The 17,694-nt window shown below is 47.8% G+C and carries 14 protein-coding genes; all 14 read left to right on the forward strand.

Going from position 1 to position 17,694, the window contains the following annotated elements:
- Nucleotides 1-132: 132 nt before the first annotated feature.
- The 14 genes from Q1Q15_RS24455 (at nucleotide 133) to Q1Q15_RS24520 (ending at nucleotide 17,455) form a co-directional block, all read left to right on the forward strand.
- On the forward strand, nucleotides 133-786 hold the full coding sequence (locus Q1Q15_RS24455) for a nitroreductase (protein WP_300465277.1): 654 nt from the start codon (nucleotides 133-135) through the stop codon (nucleotides 784-786).
- A gap of 45 nt (nucleotides 787-831) precedes the next feature.
- Nucleotides 832-1,176, forward strand: coding sequence for a cupin domain-containing protein (locus tag Q1Q15_RS24460; protein ID WP_300465278.1), 345 nt, complete (start codon nucleotides 832-834; stop codon nucleotides 1,174-1,176).
- Nucleotides 1,177-1,486: 310 nt separating this feature from the next.
- Nucleotides 1,487-3,481 carry an aldehyde ferredoxin oxidoreductase N-terminal domain-containing protein gene (locus tag Q1Q15_RS24465; RefSeq protein WP_300465279.1) on the forward strand — a complete coding sequence of 665 codons (1,995 nt, stop codon included), beginning with the start codon at nucleotides 1,487-1,489 and terminating at the stop codon, nucleotides 3,479-3,481.
- Nucleotides 3,482-3,512: 31 nt separating this feature from the next.
- Nucleotides 3,513-4,058, forward strand: a complete 546-nt coding sequence (locus Q1Q15_RS24470) for a (4Fe-4S)-binding protein (RefSeq protein WP_300465280.1) — start codon at nucleotides 3,513-3,515, stop codon at nucleotides 4,056-4,058.
- A 34-nt stretch (nucleotides 4,059-4,092) separates the two neighbouring features.
- On the forward strand, nucleotides 4,093-5,244 hold the full coding sequence (locus Q1Q15_RS24475; RefSeq protein ID WP_300465281.1) for a (Fe-S)-binding protein: 1,152 nt from the start codon (nucleotides 4,093-4,095) through the stop codon (nucleotides 5,242-5,244).
- A gap of 99 nt (nucleotides 5,245-5,343) precedes the next feature.
- On the forward strand, nucleotides 5,344-8,466 hold the full coding sequence (locus Q1Q15_RS24480) for an FAD-dependent oxidoreductase (RefSeq protein WP_300465290.1): 3,123 nt from the start codon (nucleotides 5,344-5,346) through the stop codon (nucleotides 8,464-8,466).
- A 57-nt stretch (nucleotides 8,467-8,523) separates the two neighbouring features.
- Nucleotides 8,524-9,291 (forward strand): hydrogenase iron-sulfur subunit, encoded by a 768-nt coding sequence (locus Q1Q15_RS24485; protein WP_300465282.1) that lies wholly within the window; start codon nucleotides 8,524-8,526, stop codon nucleotides 9,289-9,291.
- A gap of 54 nt (nucleotides 9,292-9,345) precedes the next feature.
- On the forward strand, nucleotides 9,346-9,798 hold the full coding sequence (locus Q1Q15_RS24490) for an NAD(P)H-dependent oxidoreductase subunit E (RefSeq protein WP_300465283.1): 453 nt from the start codon (nucleotides 9,346-9,348) through the stop codon (nucleotides 9,796-9,798).
- Between the two features lie 9 nt (nucleotides 9,799-9,807).
- Nucleotides 9,808-11,736, forward strand: a complete 1,929-nt coding sequence (locus Q1Q15_RS24495; protein WP_300465284.1) for an NADH-ubiquinone oxidoreductase-F iron-sulfur binding region domain-containing protein — start codon at nucleotides 9,808-9,810, stop codon at nucleotides 11,734-11,736.
- A complete protein-coding gene (locus Q1Q15_RS24500) occupies nucleotides 11,733-12,326 on the forward strand; it encodes a 2Fe-2S iron-sulfur cluster-binding protein (protein WP_300465285.1) in 594 nt (197 codons plus the stop codon). Before Q1Q15_RS24495 ends, Q1Q15_RS24500 begins: the two co-directional genes overlap by 4 nt.
- Before the next feature lie 138 nt (nucleotides 12,327-12,464).
- A complete protein-coding gene (fdhD, locus tag Q1Q15_RS24505; protein WP_300465286.1) occupies nucleotides 12,465-13,274 on the forward strand; it encodes a formate dehydrogenase accessory sulfurtransferase FdhD in 810 nt (269 codons plus the stop codon).
- A gap of 70 nt (nucleotides 13,275-13,344) precedes the next feature.
- A complete protein-coding gene (locus Q1Q15_RS24510; RefSeq protein ID WP_300465287.1) occupies nucleotides 13,345-14,127 on the forward strand; it encodes an electron transfer flavoprotein subunit beta/FixA family protein in 783 nt (260 codons plus the stop codon).
- 33 nt (nucleotides 14,128-14,160) lie between these two features.
- A complete protein-coding gene (locus Q1Q15_RS24515; RefSeq protein ID WP_300465288.1) occupies nucleotides 14,161-15,120 on the forward strand; it encodes an electron transfer flavoprotein subunit alpha/FixB family protein in 960 nt (319 codons plus the stop codon).
- Nucleotides 15,121-15,271: 151 nt separating this feature from the next.
- Nucleotides 15,272-17,455 (forward strand): (Fe-S)-binding protein, encoded by a 2,184-nt coding sequence (locus tag Q1Q15_RS24520; protein WP_300465289.1) that lies wholly within the window; start codon nucleotides 15,272-15,274, stop codon nucleotides 17,453-17,455.
- Nucleotides 17,456-17,694 lie beyond the last annotated feature (239 nt).

Raw genomic sequence — 17,694 nt, forward strand, 5'->3', positions numbered from 1 at the left:
AAACCCAAAGAATAAGATGAGACAATAATTCTGATCATTGATCAGAAGGAATTGATAAACGCGTAAAAATAATTTATGGTTCAAAGCTGATGTCAGGCTTTGAACCATAAATTTATTTGGGGGTAGAACATAATGGACGTAACACAAGCAATGAAACAAAGAAAAAGCATCCGAAATTATCTGGATAAGCCCGTGTCACGGTCAGATATCGAAGCCGTGATCCGGTGTGCAGGATTGGCCCCTTCTGCCATCAACCTCCAGCCCTGGGAATATGTGGTCACCTATGGTGAAGAAAAGGACCGGTTGATTCGTCGGCTGAAAAAGGTTCATGCAATGAAAGCAGCTTCCTGTGGGCCGGGTACTGCTGAGCCGTTGCCGGAAAAGGTCACCAATCGAAGCCGAAATGCCTTAAAGATCATGAAACCCCAGATTGAAAAATTAAACCTGCCGTTTAACCAGTTCATTGAACAAGGCAGTTGTTCTTTTTACGGTGCGCCTGTCGGTATTATTGTGTTGATGGATAAGCTGTTCCCAAAATTGCGGTATCTGGATATCGGCCTGTCCGTATCCTATCTCTTGCTGGCAGCAGAAGAAAAAGGCCTTTCGACCTGTCCCATAGGGCTCATCACCGAATATGGGGATGATATTAAGGACGTCCTGAATATTTCCGAGGAAAAAGACGTCCTGCTGGCCATCGCCCTGGGATATGCAGATGAGACCGCACCGGAAAATGATGTTAAACCCGACCGGGAACCGTTGAAGGAAATTCTGACCTGGTATGAATAATTAAAGCTGAAGACCGAAAGAGTAACTAAAACAGGAGAAACCCAATTGATTGTTAGAAATTTAAAAGATAAAGAGGTGATTGAAACCACTTACCGGGCCCATGGCGGCGGTATCGCTCAGATGATTCTGGATCAAAGGGTCCTGGCGGAAATCGGTTTTCTGGCCATTGCCCAACTCGAGCCAGGCAAAGAACTGGAGTCCCATATTGATCCCATGGAAGAGATTTATTTCGTTTTAAACGGAACAGGGGTGATGCGGGTGGATGATGAAGAACAGCAGGTGAACCCCGGGGATGCCACCTGGATTCCGGTGGGATCCACCCACAGCCTCTTTAATAATGGTACAGAGCCCTGTGTTATTCTGGTGGTTGCCTCGCCGTGGGATAAATAATTCAAGACATGCCAGGGGCCTCTCCAATCTGGGAAGGCCTTTTAAACACCTGCATCACCGGATCATGATACCTGTGACGTCTTTCAAACTCTAGGCATGGAATCCTCTCACAGCCCCTTTTTTTTTATCGTTTGTGCAGCTGTGCAAGTGTTTCCACGGTATTTTATTTTAAAAAACAGTGAAGCATTTGTTTGAAAAAAACTATCATTTTTTTCTTGACACATAGTTATTATGTAGCTTATATATAGTTACATTGTACCATAGAGCGTAGAAAAGTTTTTGATTCAGGTAATATAGAAGGGGAAAAAAAATGAGGTACGCAGAGACTGGGTTTAATTTAGAAGTTGATCTAACCCGAGGAAATATTGAAAAGGTCGCAACTGACCCAAGAGACACCGAGCTTTATCTGGGGGGTCTAGGTACTAATGCCAAGATATTGTGGGATAGGGTTCCCCCTGAAGTTGAACCTTTTTCTCCTGATAATCTATTAATCTTTGGTGCTGGTCTTTTATGCGGGACGCCTGCTATTGGTTGTAATCGTACGATTGTTACCACTATTTCGCCCCAGACAAAGTTAATGGCATTTTCAATGATGGGAGGGTTTTTTGCACCGGAATTAAAATATGCAGGGCTTGACAAAGTGATCTTTCGGGGCAAGTCACCTGATCTGGTTTATTTGTGGATAAACAATGACACGGTTGAGCTAAGAGATGCCGCTCATTTAAAAGGTAAAGGCTCTATTGAAACTGCTGAAATTATACGAAAAGAGTTGAAGCAACCCAAGGCCCAGGTGGCTGCCATCGGCAAGGCCGGTGAAAACAGGGTTTTTTATGCTTCTATTGAGCAGGGAAGGTCCAGTGCCAGTCGGGGTGGCATCGGCGCGGTCATGGGAGACAAAAACATCAAGGCCATCGTTGTCCGGGGAACAAAGGACATTAATGTGGCTGAACCGGAAGAATTCATGGGCCTTTGCAACGAGGTAATGGACTATATACAATTCCGGAATGAAAATCCAATTCCCGGTGTCATGCCAATTTTAGCGGGCTTAGGGTCTCCCCAGGAGATGAAGGTCCATGATGAAAAATGGCATACGGAAAATTTCAATTGGGGAAATTCCCGTACCCGGCGAAAGGGGTTCTGGACCGAGGACGTTGCACGAGAATGGATGGAGACACTGGATAATTCAAGAACGCGACTGATCAGTTGTTATAATTGCCCGATGACCTGCGGGGCCACCATTTCCATGCCGGGACTTCCAACCTACATGATGAAATGCTTCACAAAACTCACCTATACAATGGGGGCTTATTCAGACCTGGATTTTGGATTGAGGATTGCCCAAAAAGCGACAGAATATGGCTTGGACGGATTTTCCGCACCCCAGGTAATGGCCTTTGCCCTTGAACTTCTCGAAGACGGTATTTTGCATAAGGACGATTTTCCGGATATGCCGGAAGATAACGATGGCCGTTTCTTTTATCTACTCGATAAAATTGTTAACCGGGAAGGTATCGGGGATATTCTTGCCAATGGTACGTATTGGGCGGCCAAAGAGATTGGCAATGGTGCAGAAGCCTATGCACATAATAATATCAAAAAACATGAGCAGCTGCCGCTTAAACTTTCCATGCTGAATCCCATTTATTTTCTCATGTATTGTACCGGTGAGAAAATCAATATTACCCAAATTGAAGGGCAGTTCCCCCAGGCCCCGTATCCCAAGCGAGAGCATAGAGAAAAATTTTGTGAAGATTGGTTCCATGTTCCAGATGAAAAATTCAAACAATATTTCCTGGATTGGGAACCCAGAGGTGAAAATTCAATGCCGTTCTATCCCACGGTTGACATGTGTTGTGATATTGTTGACTGGCAAGAGCGGATGCATTACATTGATGATGCCCTTGGCCAGTGTTCCGGTTTATCGGCATTCCCTTTAAAACCACCCTATCATATACACAATTATCCGAAATTTATCTCGGCAGGGGCCGGGATTGATATGGATGAAGAGGCACTGACCCAGGCAGCCAGGAGATATCGAACCCTGGTGAGAGCCATTAATATCAGAAGGGGTATGCGGCGGAAAGATGAACGACCCCCCGAGGACCATTGGAAGAAACGGTTCCCGGAGCTTGAAAAGGAACTCTTGGATGCCTATTACAAATTTAAGGGATGGAACAATGACGGTATTCCAACTAAAGAATATTTACAGGAATTGGGGTTGGATTATGTTAGCGAAGACTTTCTGAAAAGGGGTATCTTAACGGATAGTGAAGATGCTTCATCTACAGAGGCTTCCGCGGAATAAAGAAAAAAAAATAGAGTGGAGGGCGTGAACCTTGAGTGGCGATAAAAAAGATAAAATAACAAAAACAATAAAAACAATAAGAGTTGATGTTGATAAGTGCAATGGTTGCCGGGCCTGTGAGGTGATCTGCTCCGCCTTTCACGCTGCACCGAAATATAGCAGCAATAACCCTGCCAGGTCCCGTATTCGGATCATTCGTGAACCGATAAGGGATCTATACATTCCTGTCTATGCCGGCGAATATACCGTTGCAGAATGTGCCGGTAGAGATAAATACACGATTGACGGGAAGGAATATGATGAGTGTGCTTTCTGCAGAGCGTCCTGTCCCTCTAGAGACGAGTTTAAAGAACCTGATTCCGGCCTTCCTCTCAAATGCGATATGTGTGAAGGTGAAGAAGAGCCCTTGTGTGTAAAGTGGTGCATTCATGATGCATTGATCCTGGAGGAAAGGGAAGAGGAAGTCGAAGAGCAGGAGGAGCTGGAAGAACTGGAAATCGGTTTGGGATCGCTGGCAGACAGGTTTGGAATGCAGGAAATATTGGATGCCGTTGCCCGATTGTCACAGAAGGACTAGAATATTAAGGTAAAAATAAGGATAGATAAAGACAGTGGAAACTATAGCCCCCTTCATAGAAGTAATCGATGAGATAAAAGAGGCCGGTGGGGATGTCTTCAAATTATGCTTTCAGTGTGGATTATGCGATGCCGTCTGCCCGTGGAACCGGGTACGGGATTTCAGCATGCGCAAGGTCATCCGTGAGGCGGCTTTTGGTCTAACTGAGATAGAAGGCGAAGATGTATGGCGGTGCACAACGTGTGGTGCCTGCCCTGCCCAGTGCCCCAGAGGTGTGAAGCAGATAGATGTCAGTGTATCGTTGCGCCGGGTGGCGTCGGCGTATGATATTTTTCCGTCGTCAGTGCGATCTGCCCGTACAGCGAGAGCCAGCCTGATTTCCGAAGGCAATCCTTTGCAGGGAGAACGGGGTAAGCGGGCGGACTGGGCCAAGGATCTGGCTGTAAAACCCTATACCGATGACATGGAGGTGTTATATTTTGTCGGCTGCTACCTGAGCTATGACCCGCGGATGAAGAAAGTGGCCGCGGCCACGGCCAATATCCTGAACAAGGCCGGGGTGAAATTCGGGATACTGGGTGACAAGGAAAGCTGTTGTGGGGAGAGCATCCGGAAAACCGGCGCCGAGGAAGTTTTCAAAAACCTGGCCAAGGAAAATATTAAAACCTTTATCGATAATGGTGTAAAGAAAATCATCGTGTCTTCCCCCCATTGCTTTCATACCTTTAAAAATGAATATCCGGAATTCATGGTTCACTTTGAGGTGGTCCATATGAACCAGTATTTACTGGAACTCATAAATGACGGGCGGCTTGAACTGAAAGGGGAATTCCCCAAGACCGTAACCTATCATGACCCGTGCTACCTGGGTCGACACAATGGGATATATGATGAACCCCGAGACGTGTTAAAGAGCATTCCCGGGCTGGAACTGGTTGAGATGGCAGATCACGGCAAAAACAGCCTGTGCTGCGGCGGTGGGGGCGGCAGGATCTGGATGGACACCCCCAAAGAAGAAAGATTTTCCGACATTCGATTGGAACAAGCCAATGAAGTCGGGGCCCAGGTTCTCGCGACGTCCTGCCCTTACTGCATCACCAATTTTGAAGAAAGCCGCTTGAACCTCATTTTCGAAGACGTCTTGGAGATTAAAGACATCACGGAAATTGTCAGTGAGATGCTGTAGGGATTTGCTTTAGGGAATTTATGTAGGGGTCTGTCCGGACAAACCGGGCTTTGGGACCTGAAAAATATGATGAGGAGATAGAAAGTGGGAAACGACATATTGCCAACAGAAGTAATTCAACAATTTTCTAAAAGTCTTGGAGATAAAAACTTTGGAGACGTAATGGTTGTTGGTGGAGGGGTCAGCGGTATTCAAGCAACTCTTGACCTGGCCACTGCGGGGTTCAAGGTGTATCTGATCGAGAAAGGACCCAGCATTGGGGGTCACATGGCCCAGCTGGACAAGACCTTTCCCACAAATGACTGTTCAATGTGAATTCTCTCTCCTAAACTGGTCGAGGTCGGCCGGCATCCAAACATTGAGATTTTAACATTTACTGAAGTTGAAACCGTAGAAGGGGAAAAAGGGGACTTTAAAGTTCGCCTTAAAACTAGACCCCGGTATATTATCGAAGAAAAATGCACGGGGTGTACCACTTGTGTGGAATATTGCCCGGTTACCTATCCGGATCCGTTTAACCAGGGGATATCGGATAATAAAGCGGTGCATGTCTATTTTTCCCAGGCCATTCCCCTGGTGGCCTATATTGACGACTCTTGTCTGAGACTCAAAGAAAACAAATGTGATATCTGCAGCAGTGTGTGCCAGGCAGATGCTATAGATTTCAGGCAGGCACCTAAGAAGACCGACATCAATGTGGGGGCCATCCTCCTGTCTTCCGGTATTACCCCGTTTGATCCGTCTGTGAAAGATGAGTATGGGTACACGACCATGAAAAACGTGGTCACCAGTATGGACTATGAACGGCTCCTGTCGTCCACAGGTCCCTATGAAGGCGAGGTCCGGCGTATCACGGACAAACAGCATCCCAAGAAGATCGCCTGGATTCAATGCGTTGGCTCCCGACGGGTCACCGAGGGAGACAACAGTTATTGCTCGGGCGTGTGCTGCACTTATACCCAGAAACAGGTGATTTTAACCAAACACCATTACGAAGATGTTGAATGTACCATCTTCCATAACGATATCCGGTCCTTTGGCAAGGATTTTGAAAGATACTTTCAACGGGCTGAACAACTGCCCGGGGTGGAGTTTATCAGAAGTTATGCGTCCGTGGCCAGGGAGAACCCGGAAAACGGGAATGTGGCCGTCCGGTATGCGACCCCCGACGATGGCGTAAAAGAAGTTGAATTTGACATGGTGGTATTGTCTGTGGGATTGAACCCGCCGTCAGCCTTTAAAGAGATATCGGAAAAATTCGGCATTAACCTGAACGCCCATGGATTCTGTGAAACCGAGTCTTCCAATCCCATTAAAACCAACCGGCCCGGGGTTTTTGTCAGTGGTGCATTTCAGGGACCCACAGATATTCCTGAATCAGTGTTCACCGCCAGTGGTGCCGGCTCCCAGATCGGGGAACTGCTGGACTACCGCCGGGGAAACCTGGCCAAAGAACGCGTCTATCCCGAGGAAAGGGATGTGTCCAACGAAGATCCCAAGATCGGTGTGTTTGTGTGCCACTGCGGGGCAAACATCTCAAGTGTTGTCAATGTCCCGTCCACGGTTGAGTATGCCTTAACCCTTCCCAATGTGGTCTATGCCAAGGAACAGATCTTTTCATGTGCCACCAACTCGGCCAAGGAGATAACGGACCTGGCCAAGGAAAAAGGGCTCAACCGCGTGGTGATTGCGGCCTGCTCTCCCCGGACCCTTGAGCCCCTGTTCCGGGATACCCTCCGGGAGGCCGGACTGAACCAATATTACCTGGATATGGCCAATATCCGGGAACATTGTTCATGGGTTCATGCCAAACAGAAAGATGAGGCCACCCAAAAGGCCCAGGACATCGTCCGTATGTCCGTGGCCCGGGCCAGCCAGCTGGAACCCCTGCAGGAATTTGATCTGCCCGTGAACAAGACGGCCCTGATCGTGGGGGGCGGTATTGGCGGTATGACCTGTGCCCTGTCCATTGCGGCCCAGGGACATGAGGTTGAACTCATTGAAAAGAATAAAGACCTGGGCGGCATGGCCCGCAGACTGCATACCACCCTGGAAGGACTGGATGTTCAAACCTATCTGGATGACCTGATCCAACAGGTGTATAAAAACCCCTTGATCCACGTGTCCCATGAAGCCACCATCAAACAGGTGGCCGGGTATCTGGGTAGTTTTACCACCACCGTGGAAACCGAAGGCCGGATTAAAGAGATCAAACATGGGGCCTCTGTTTTGGCCATTGGTGCGGATGAATATAAACCCACAGAATACCTGTATCCGGAAAGCGATCAGGTCTTCACCCACCTTGAGCTGGGCGAAGAGATTGCCCGGGGCAATGAAAAGGTCCTGAATGCAGGGAGCCTGGTAATGATCCAATGTGTGGGCTGTAGAAATGAAGACAGAAATTATTGCTCCAGGGTCTGCTGCAGCCATGCCGTAAAGAATGCCTTGAAACTTAAAAAGGCAAATCCGGACATGATGATCTATATTTTGTTCAGGGATATGAGAACCTATGGATTCCGGGAAGATGCCTATCGGGAAGCCTCGGACAATGAGGTCAGATTTATTCGGTATACACCGGAAGATGCCCCCCAGGTTGAAGCGGCCAAAGAAGGGGGTAAAGATATTCTCAGGGTGACAGTGGCAGATCCGATTCTCGGCCAGCGACTGGAACTGGATGCGGATATCCTGTCATTGGCTGCTGCGGTGATCCCCACGGAATCCACCAAAGAAATCGCCAATCACTTCAAGGTCACCTTGAGCCCGGATGAGTTCTTTAAAGAAGCCCATGTTAAATTAAAACCGGTGGAGTTTGCCACGGATGGGGTTTTCCTTTGCGGGACAGCCCATTATCCCAAACATATACCGGAAACCATTAACCAGGCGTATGGTGCTGCCGGTCGGGTATTAACCCTGCTGTCAAGAGACACGGTGGTGGCCTCAGGTTCCGTGGCCATCGTCAGTGACTATGATTGCGTGTCCTGCGGTGCCTGTATTACGGCGTGTACCTACGGGGCCATAGAGTTCAGAGATACGCCGAAAGGCAAGAAAGCCTGGGTGAATCCCATCCTGTGCAAAGGAGACGGGTTGTGTAATGCAAAATGCCCGACAAATGCCATTGTGTTAAAGCATTTTACCAATGACGCGCTCTGTAACCAGATTGATGCGGCCATTACCCGTAAAGATATTATCGAACAAATGGATGCAGTCCTCGAAGAGGCTTAGGCATAACCAAATGAATACAGAAGACAAAGGTTCAACAAATAAAGGAGGTTCCAACAAATGAGTGCAGGTCTTGAATTTAAACCAAGATTATTGGGTTTTGTATGCCATTGGTGAGCATACGGTGCTGCTGACCTGGCTGGAGTTTCCAGACTACAATATTCAAATGATATGCGGCTGATCCGTGTCATGTGTTCCGGGAGAGTTGACCTGGAATTCATCCTCAGGGCCTTCGCAAATGGACAGGATGGCGTGTTTATCGGTGCTTGCCATCTAGGGGAATGTAATTATGTGACCCATGGCAATTTTGATGCATTGGCCAATACCTATCTGTGTAAGCGGATATTGGAACATATCGGCCTGAATCCGAACAGGTTGCGGACCAATTTTATGTCCGGTGCCGATGGTAACCTGTTGGCGGACTATACGGATGCGTTCAGCAAAGAGATCAAGGCCCTGGGTCCTCTGGGCACGAGTGAAGGCATGGACGCAGATGAGGTGAAGTTCAAACTTAAATCCGCTCGAAAATTAGTTCCCTACATGCGACTGGTGGAACGGGAGAGGCTCAGAGTCCCCGAAAAAACAAAACAGGCCTATACCGAATTTTTCGAAAGCGACGAGATAAATGATTTGTTTAATGACATATTTGCCGAAAAGCTGGCCATCAGTCAAATTATGCTACTCCTGGGGGAAGAACCCCTTTCAACGAGAACCCTCTCTGAGAAACTGGGGCTGAATCCGTCGGATGTATCCCGACACATGAATACGTCTTCACGGCAGGGATTGGTTCGGTATGATACCACCAGCAAGTGCTATGCGCTGGCCTGAGGTAAAGGCGCATGGTAATGAACCCTAGGAAAGGAAAAAATTAGGAAAGCGGTTATGGATATTGATAGAATTGATCAGATTATTGACAAACATCAGGGCGAAGCAAGTTCTCTCATTCAAGTGCTACTGGATATTCAAAGCGAGAACAACTGGCTTCCCAAGGCGACATTGGAGAGGGTCAGCGAAAAATTAGCGGTTCCGTTAAACCGGATACAGCATATTGCTACCTTTTATAAAGCATTCAGCCTGGTTCCCAAAGGACGTCATCAAGTTCATATTTGTATGGGAACGGCCTGCCATGTCCGGGGTGCCTCAAGGGTGCTGGATACGGTACAGGATGCCACAGGGATCAAGCCCGGTGAAACGGATCTGGAGTTGAAATTCAGCCTGGAAACCGTAAACTGTCTTGGATGCTGTGCCCTGGGACCGGTAATGGAAGTCGATGGGAAAACCCATGGGAAAATGACACCCGGTGAGACAATTGATGTGCTAAAAAATTATGAGTAGGGGAAAATTATGGTGCGGTTTGATTCGCCTGAAGCATTAGAAACCTTCAGACAAGAAATATTATCCAAAAGAGATCCGAATAAACCTTGTATTACCCTGTGTTCAGGATCTGCCTGTCACGCCACCGGTAGTGCGGATGTTTCAGCAAGCCTTGAAGCGGAATTGGAAAAACAGGGCTTAACCGACAAGGTCGATATCCGGAGGACGGGTTGCCATGGCTTTTGTGAGAGGGGCCCGATTATTGTTATTTACCCCGAGGAAATATGCTATTTCCAGATACAGCCGGAAGATGTACCTGAAATTATTTCTGAAACCATCATGGAGAAAAAGATCATTGACCGGCTGCTCTGCCTGGATCCGGAAATCAATGAAAAGATCATCAAAGAATCTGAAATTCCCTTTTATAAGCATCAGGAACGGCTGGTGTTTGGTTCCAACGGCAGTATTGATCCCAAGAGCATGGAGGATTACCTGGCCATTGGCGGGTATTCGGCCTTATCCAAAAGCCTGTCCACCATGACGGACCTGGAAGTTCTGGAAGAGGTTAAAAAATCCAATCTCAGGGGAAGAGGCGGCGGTGGGTTTCCTGCCGGTCGAAAATGGGAAGGCTCCCGCAATGCCCCCGAGCCCATCAAATATGTGATTGTCAATGCCGATGAAGGGGATCCGGGTGCCTATATGGACCGGAGTCTTTTGGAGGGAAATCCCCACTGTATCCTTGAGGGGCTGACCATCGGGGCCTATGCCATTGGCGCCCATGAAGGCTATATCTACGTGAGACAGGAATATCCCCTGGCCGTGGAAAATGTTTTGCTGGCCATTGAAGAGGCGGAAAAATATGGGTTTTTGGGGGAGAACATCCTTGGAACCGGTTTTGATTTCAAGGTCATCGTCCACAAGGGGGCCGGTGCCTTTGTCTGCGGTGAATCCACCGCCCTGATGACGGCCTTGGAAGGCCGGGTTGGCGAACCTCGACCCAAGTATACCCGCTCCAACATCAAGGGACTCTGGGAGAGACCCAGTGTGTTGAACAATGTGGAAACCTGGGCCAATGTGCCCATGATCATCAATAAAGGGGCGGACTGGTTCACCCAATACGGCACCGAGGGCAGCAAGGGTACCAAGATCTTTTCCCTGGTGGGTAAAATCATCAATACCGGTCTTGTGGAAGTGCCCATGGGCATGACCCTGCGGGATATTATTTTCAAGATCGGCGGTGGTATCCCCAACGGCAAGAAGTTCAAGGCCGTCCAGACCGGGGGACCCTCCGGCGGATGCCTGCCCGAAGAATACCTGGACCTGGAAGTCGGGTTTGATGAACTGACCAAGGCCGGTTCCATGATGGGATCCGGGGGTATGATCATCCTGGATGAAGATACCTGCATGGTGGATGTGGCCCGGTACTTTATTGAATTTCTTACCGATGAATCCTGCGGTAAATGCGTTCCCTGCCGGGAAGGCTTAAAGCAAATGCTTAAAATTTTGACGAACATTACCCAGGGCAAGGGTAAAGAAGGCGATATCCAGACCCTGGAGGACCTGTCGGAAGTGGCCCAGGAAGCGGCATTGTGTGCGTTGGGCAAGAGTGCTGCCAATCCACTTTTAAGCACCTTAAAATATTTTCGGGAAGAGTATGAGGCCCACATAAATGAGAAAAAGTGCCCGGCCTTGTCCTGCAAGGAACTGATTGCCTACTATATTGATCCGGAAAAGTGCCAGGCCTGTATGATGTGTGCCAGGAAGTGCCCGGCCGACGCCATAGACGGTGGCAAGAAAATGGTCCATATCATTGATCAGGAAAAATGTACAAAGTGCGGCACCTGCTTTGAAGTTTGTCCCCCCCGTTTTGGTTCGGTGACAAAGATTTCCGGAGAGCCGGTTCCGGCACCTGTTTCCGGAGAAGAAAGAACGATAAAAAGAAAGAGCAAGAAAAAATGAGTGATATTCGATTAGAAATTGATGGACAGGAAGTGACGGCAGCGGAAGGGACCACCGTGCTTGAGGCAGCCCAAAGTCTTGGGATAAACATCCCAACAATTTGTCACCATGAGAAACTAGAGCCGTTCGGCGGGTGTCGGCTTTGCATCGTGGAAGTCGAAAGCCGCGGCTGGACAAAGCTCGTTGTTTCCTGCGTATACCCGGTGGAACCCGATATCATCGTCAGGACCCGGTCTGAGAAGGTGGATAGAATCCGCAAGACCATCATCGAACTTCTCATGGCCCATGCCCCGGATGCCCCCAAACTAATAGAGTATGCAGAAGAATATGGCGCAGACCGGGACCGGTTCGAAAAAGATTCCTCTTTCTGCATCCATTGCGGGTTGTGCGTCAGGTATTGTGCCGAGGTCAAGGGGAAAAATGCCATTGGATTTGTTGACAGGGGCATCAGAAAAGAGATCAGTTTTATTCCGGAAATAGCCTCTGTTGAGTGCCATGACTGCAAGGAATGCTTTCCCCTCTGCCCGACATCTTATCTCCAGGCAGCGTTTGTTTTAACTGAAGCGTTAGCGTTCCCTCCATCGTCTTGAGGAATCCGAGGCAGATGCACATCGGCAATAATGAATACCGGGAGAATCAACACACAGGTGTTGTTTGATAAGAAGTCCCTTTTTCCAAGCGTGGCCTGATATACTGGCCTAACCTTCTTATAAAGGAACAAAAAACAAGTGAGTGCAGGAAAGAATACCACATCTTATCAAGTGATTCGGTGTAAAAAAGAAATTTGCCAACCGGATTCTCTCGAATTGATCGGAGAGGAACCTTTTTTAATTCGTGTTGATGATAAGCCTTATTCAGTCGTGATGAGAACACCAGGACAGGAAGTGTTTCATGGCGCGGGATTTTGTCTCGGGGAAGGGATTGTTGACTCACCGGATGATTTCAAGACCATTGGATATGATATAGATCTGGAGCCCAATATTATTGATATATGGCTCACCCCCGAGCGACGGGCAAAGATTCATCATATTCTTGAACGGAAAACCTTTATCAGCCAAACCAGCTGTGGTATTTGCGGCAAGGAGATGATCAAGGACCTCTATCAGACATTAACACCGGCAGCGAATGGATTTGAGGTGGAGCTTACGCATGTTTTTGATTGCATTAATAAGCTGTCTAAAAATCAGAAATACTACCAGAGGACCCGGGGATCCCATGCTGCGTTAATATTTGATGATGGCTTGAACGCGATTTCCTTTGCGGAAGATGTTGGCCGGCATAATGCCCTTGATAAGGCCATTGGCATCGCCTTTATGAATGGCACGTTGCATAAAGCCAGTATACTGGTTCTATCCTCAAGGATCAGTTATGAATTGGTTCAAAAAGCCGCCCGGGCGCAGGTGCCGATAATGATCAGTAATTCAAGACCCACTGCCCTTGCCACTGAAATGGGGCAGGCCCTTAACATGACCATGGCTTTTCCGGCAGCGGCATCTGAGTTAATCATCGTTTGCGGCGACAACCGCATTTTGAACTAATGAGGTCAGGACAGGACATCACAAATTTACATATAAAAAGTGAATGAACCAAAATAATCAGGAGGACAATTTGAAAATTCTCACAACCGTAAAAAAAGTAGTTGATGTGGAATTAAATATCCACGTGAAGGACGGTGCCATTGTTGAAGACGGGCTGCAATATGTTATCAATGCCTGGGATGAAAATGCAGTGGAAGCCGCAGTCCAGCTAAAGGAAAATAACAGCGCGGAAACAACGCTGGTGAGCATTGGCGGTGGCGACAATACCGATATGATCAGAAAATGCTATGCCATGGGAATTGAGAACGGGATTCATATTGAGGACCCGGCACTGGCCAATGCGGATTCATCTGCCTACGCCAAAGTATTGCAAAAGGTGTATGAAAAGGACGACTATGATCTCATTATCACCGGTAAACAAGCCCAGGATACAGATAGCGGTCAGACCGGGATCATTCTGGGTGAGTATCTGGGATTACCTTGCGTCAGTAATGTCATTTCCATCGAAGTGATGGATGACCAGCACATTAAAGTGTCCCGACTGGGGGATACCGGAACGGAAATCCTTGAAATGGAATTACCCGCCGTGGTGACGGTTAGTGATAGTATTAATGAACCTCGACTGCCGGCGATGCGTGGTATCATGATGGCAAAGAAAAAGAAAATCAATGTGATGGATCTTGCTGCCCTGGGTACTTCTGCAGAAGAAGTCGGAGCGGGAGCGCCTCAATCGGAAATTATTGAATTTATGAAATCGGAAACGCGTCAGGCCGGGCAGAAATTTGAAGGAGATGCCGCACAAATCACGGCCCAGGTCGTTAATCTTCTGGCCACTGAAGCAAAGGTTTTATAATACTAATCACACGCATACAAGGAAAACACTATTATGGCTAAAATACTCGTAATTGCAGACATCAAACAAGGAGTTCTAAAAGGCAGCACAGCCGAACTGTTATCAAAAGCCAGGGCCATGGGTGCGGAAACCGCAGTTGTGGCCGTCGGCAGCAATATAGAATCTCTCGCCCCTGATTTGGCAGCTGCAGGATCAGATACGCAATTCATTGCAGATGATCCCAGTCTTGAACAATTCTCAGCAGGTCCTTATGCATCGTGTATCGTGGATGCGGCTAAACAATTTGAAGCCACCCTCATCTGGTTTGGATTTTCAGAAAGTGGAAAAGCGGCAGCGCCCAGAGTGGCTGCCCAGTTGAACGCTGCCTGCGCCACTGAAATTACCGATGCCACCCTGGAAGGCGATGAAATTCAGGTGATCCGGCCCGCCATCGCCGGTAAAGTGATCCAGCGCATTAAAGTGAACACCGAACAATTGGTGGCTGTTGTCAGAGCCGGTGCTTTTGAAGCCACCGAAGGGATTACCGGAACGGAAAACGTTGTAAAGCTGACGGCCCCTGCTGCTGATTTGAAAGCCGTTATCAAAGAAATCATCTCTGACGCCAGTGGAGAAATTGATCTGGCCGATGCGGACATTGTTATTTCCGTTGGAAGAGGCGCCAAGGATCAGGCCGGTGTTGATCTTGTAAAAGAACTGGCCAATGACATGAAAGCAGGCTTTGGTTCTTCCCGGGCCATGGTGGATGGCGGATTCATGGCACACAATAAACAAGTCGGACAAACCGGTAAAATCGTTGCCCCAACCCTTTATATGGCCTTCGGCATTTCCGGCGCCATTCAGCACCTGGCCGGGATGAACGGCTCTAAGGTTATCCTGGCCGTGAATAAAGACCCTGAAGCACCCATCTTCAATGTGGCGGATTATGGTATTGTCGGAGACCTCTTTGAAGTGGTTCCGGTTCTCCGGGAAGAGATTAAGAAAGTTAGAAGTTAAGTAAAACGGTTTTCAAATTGAATGGCGCACCCCTTTATTATAAGGAAATGCGATAATGAGGCAATTCCAAGACCCGACCATTGATCTTGGATTGCCTTGCACCTATACAGCAAATTGAAGTATTTGCATAATCATCGTTAATGAGGCACTTATGAACCCTTTTTTCATGTCTATACTGCTCATTGTCGGGCTGGCGATTTTCTGTCGCACCATGTATTATAAACTCTGGTTATTACTGTCACTTGAACCTGCTTACCGGTTCAATCATATCCTAACCCGACTTAAGAATGTGGTGATTATCGCACTGGGTCAGAAACGTCTGGTGGGAAGAAAAAAAGAATGGGCTTCCGGCATTATGCACGCGTTTATCTTCTGGGGATTCTGCGTTTTGTTAATCCGCAGCCTGAATCTTTACGGAGAGGGCTTTGTAAAAGGTTTTCAGCTGCCTTTCTTTGGTGAGGGGTCCATACTGGGGTATCTGTATATTGCCCTAAAAGATATCATGGAAGCCATTGTTCTGGTGATGGCGGGATATGCCATCTATCGCCGGGCAATTGTCAAACCTGAACGACTGCACAATACATGGGAAGCTTATTTTGTTCTGGGCATGATCGTGGTGTTGATGATTTCCGATCTTTTGATCGATGGAACCCGGTATAACCTGATCACCCATTATGGTAACCCGGATCATCTTCATTTTTTAAACAACCCCCAGTATGGGTCTGAGTTTCTCTGGACACCTGTTGCCGTGGGCGCTGCAAGCCTGGTCGCCTGGACGGGTGAAGGGGCGAACACAACGATCCTGACCGGTATGTTCTGGTTACACATCATTACCCAATTGACCTTCCTTAATTTCCTGCCTTTGGGAAAACACTTTCATGTCATCACCTCACTTCCCAATGTGTTTTTAAAATCCCTGGATTATCCCCATGAAAAAGCCAGGGTTCTGGATTTGGAAGATGAAGCCGCCTGGGAAGATGAATCCCTGGGCGTCAATCACATTCACCAGCTCAATTGGAAACAGGGACTGGATATTTATACGTGTACGGAGTGCGGTCGATGTAAAGAGGTTTGCCCGGCGTTTGTCACTGACAAACCCTTAAATCTATATGACTTCAATGAGAGTCTGAAACATGAACTGCTTGATAATGCCGACAACCTGATCAAAAGAGGAAAATTATCCGCTGCCAAGACGGCGTTTGGTACGTTGACCACTTCGATTTTAAATACCATTATTAACAAATCCAAGTTGCCCGTCACCCTTAAAGCGGTGGAGACCGACCCTGAACAAATGGAGGACATTAAAGCCCGGATGGCGGCGCTTAACAGCAAAAACGTCCTTGTGGGGGATGTGATCTCCGAAGATACCCTGTGGGCCTGTACCACCTGCCGGGCTTGTGAAGAGGTCTGTCCTGTGACCATTGAACATGTCCCCCGGATCATCGCCATGAGACAGGGACAGACCTTGATGGCGGAGGCTTATCCCAAAGAGTTGAATGTGGCCCTTAAAGGTCTTGAACGCAACGGCAATCCCTGGGGTATCGGGTATGATAAACGAGCAGACTGGGCGGATGGACTGGGCGTTAAAACAATGGCCGAAGACCCGAATGTTGATTATTTGCTTTGGGTTGGCTGTGCCGGTTCCTTTGATGATCGAAGCAAAAAAGTATCCACCAGCCTGGTGAAAATTCTACAAAATGCCTGTATCAGTTTTGCCATCCTGGGTGTGGAAGAAAAATGCACTGGTGACTTTGCCCGACGGGTGGGCAATGAAATGTTGTACCAGATGATGGCCCAGGAAAATATTGAAACCTTGAACAATTACAAGGTTAAAAAAATTATTGCGGCCTGTCCCCATTGTTTTAATACCCTGAAGAATGAATACCCGCAAATGGGGGGGAATTATGAAGTGATTCACCATGCCCAGTTTATTGATGGACTGGTAAAATCCGGCAGAATTACCTTGAACAAATCATTTGAAGGATCTCTGACCTATCACGACCCCTGTTATCTGGGTCGATACAATTCCGTTTATGATGAGCCCAGGTCTATTTTGAATTCCGTAGCAAAAGAGGAACTCAAAGAGCTGGACCGCCATGGCCGGGAAAGTTTCTGCTGTGGTGCCGGTGGGGGAAGAATGTGGATGGAAGAGACCATTGGGAAAAGAATCAATGTGGAGCGTGCCGAAGAAATTGTCCGTCAGCAGGTGGACAATGTGGCGGTGGCCTGTCCCTTCTGTTTAACCATGATCGAAGACGGCATGAAAGAACTGGGTAAAGAAGAGACCATCAAGACGCAGGATATCTGTGAACTTGTAGCAAAAAATATGGTGTGAATGGGAGAACCTGAAATAAAATAATTTTGGGAAGGAGAGTGGGAGTGAAAAATACAATTTTATCATTCCCCTCGCTTATTTTTTACATAGGATAATTAATAAGGAGTATGATATGGCAAATGTACCAGAGAAAATTCAGACATGGCAAATGGTAACCCCTTTTAGAAAAGACAGGGAAACAGGAGAGGTAACCCCCGGTAAAATTGAAAAGACCGAGATTGATGTGCCGGAACTGAAAG

The organism is Desulfobacula sp. (assembly GCF_030145145.1).
Taxonomy (GTDB): domain Bacteria; phylum Desulfobacterota; class Desulfobacteria; order Desulfobacterales; family Desulfobacteraceae; genus Desulfobacula.

What these genes read in the sequence shown, in the direction of transcription:
- Q1Q15_RS24520 (WP_300465289.1), top strand. Translation starts at nt 15,272, where the DNA reads ATGAACCCTTTTTTCATGTCTATACTGCTCATTGTCGGGCTGGCGATT.
- Q1Q15_RS24455 (WP_300465277.1), top strand. Translation starts at nt 133, where the DNA reads ATGGACGTAACACAAGCAATGAAACAAAGAAAAAGCATCCGAAATTAT.
- Q1Q15_RS24490 (WP_300465283.1), top strand. Translation starts at nt 9,346, where the DNA reads ATGGATATTGATAGAATTGATCAGATTATTGACAAACATCAGGGCGAA.
- Q1Q15_RS24500 (WP_300465285.1), top strand. Translation starts at nt 11,733, where the DNA reads ATGAGTGATATTCGATTAGAAATTGATGGACAGGAAGTGACGGCAGCG.
- Q1Q15_RS24495 (WP_300465284.1), top strand. Translation starts at nt 9,808, where the DNA reads ATGGTGCGGTTTGATTCGCCTGAAGCATTAGAAACCTTCAGACAAGAA.
- Q1Q15_RS24465 (WP_300465279.1), top strand. Translation starts at nt 1,487, where the DNA reads ATGAGGTACGCAGAGACTGGGTTTAATTTAGAAGTTGATCTAACCCGA.
- Q1Q15_RS24515 (WP_300465288.1), top strand. Translation starts at nt 14,161, where the DNA reads ATGGCTAAAATACTCGTAATTGCAGACATCAAACAAGGAGTTCTAAAA.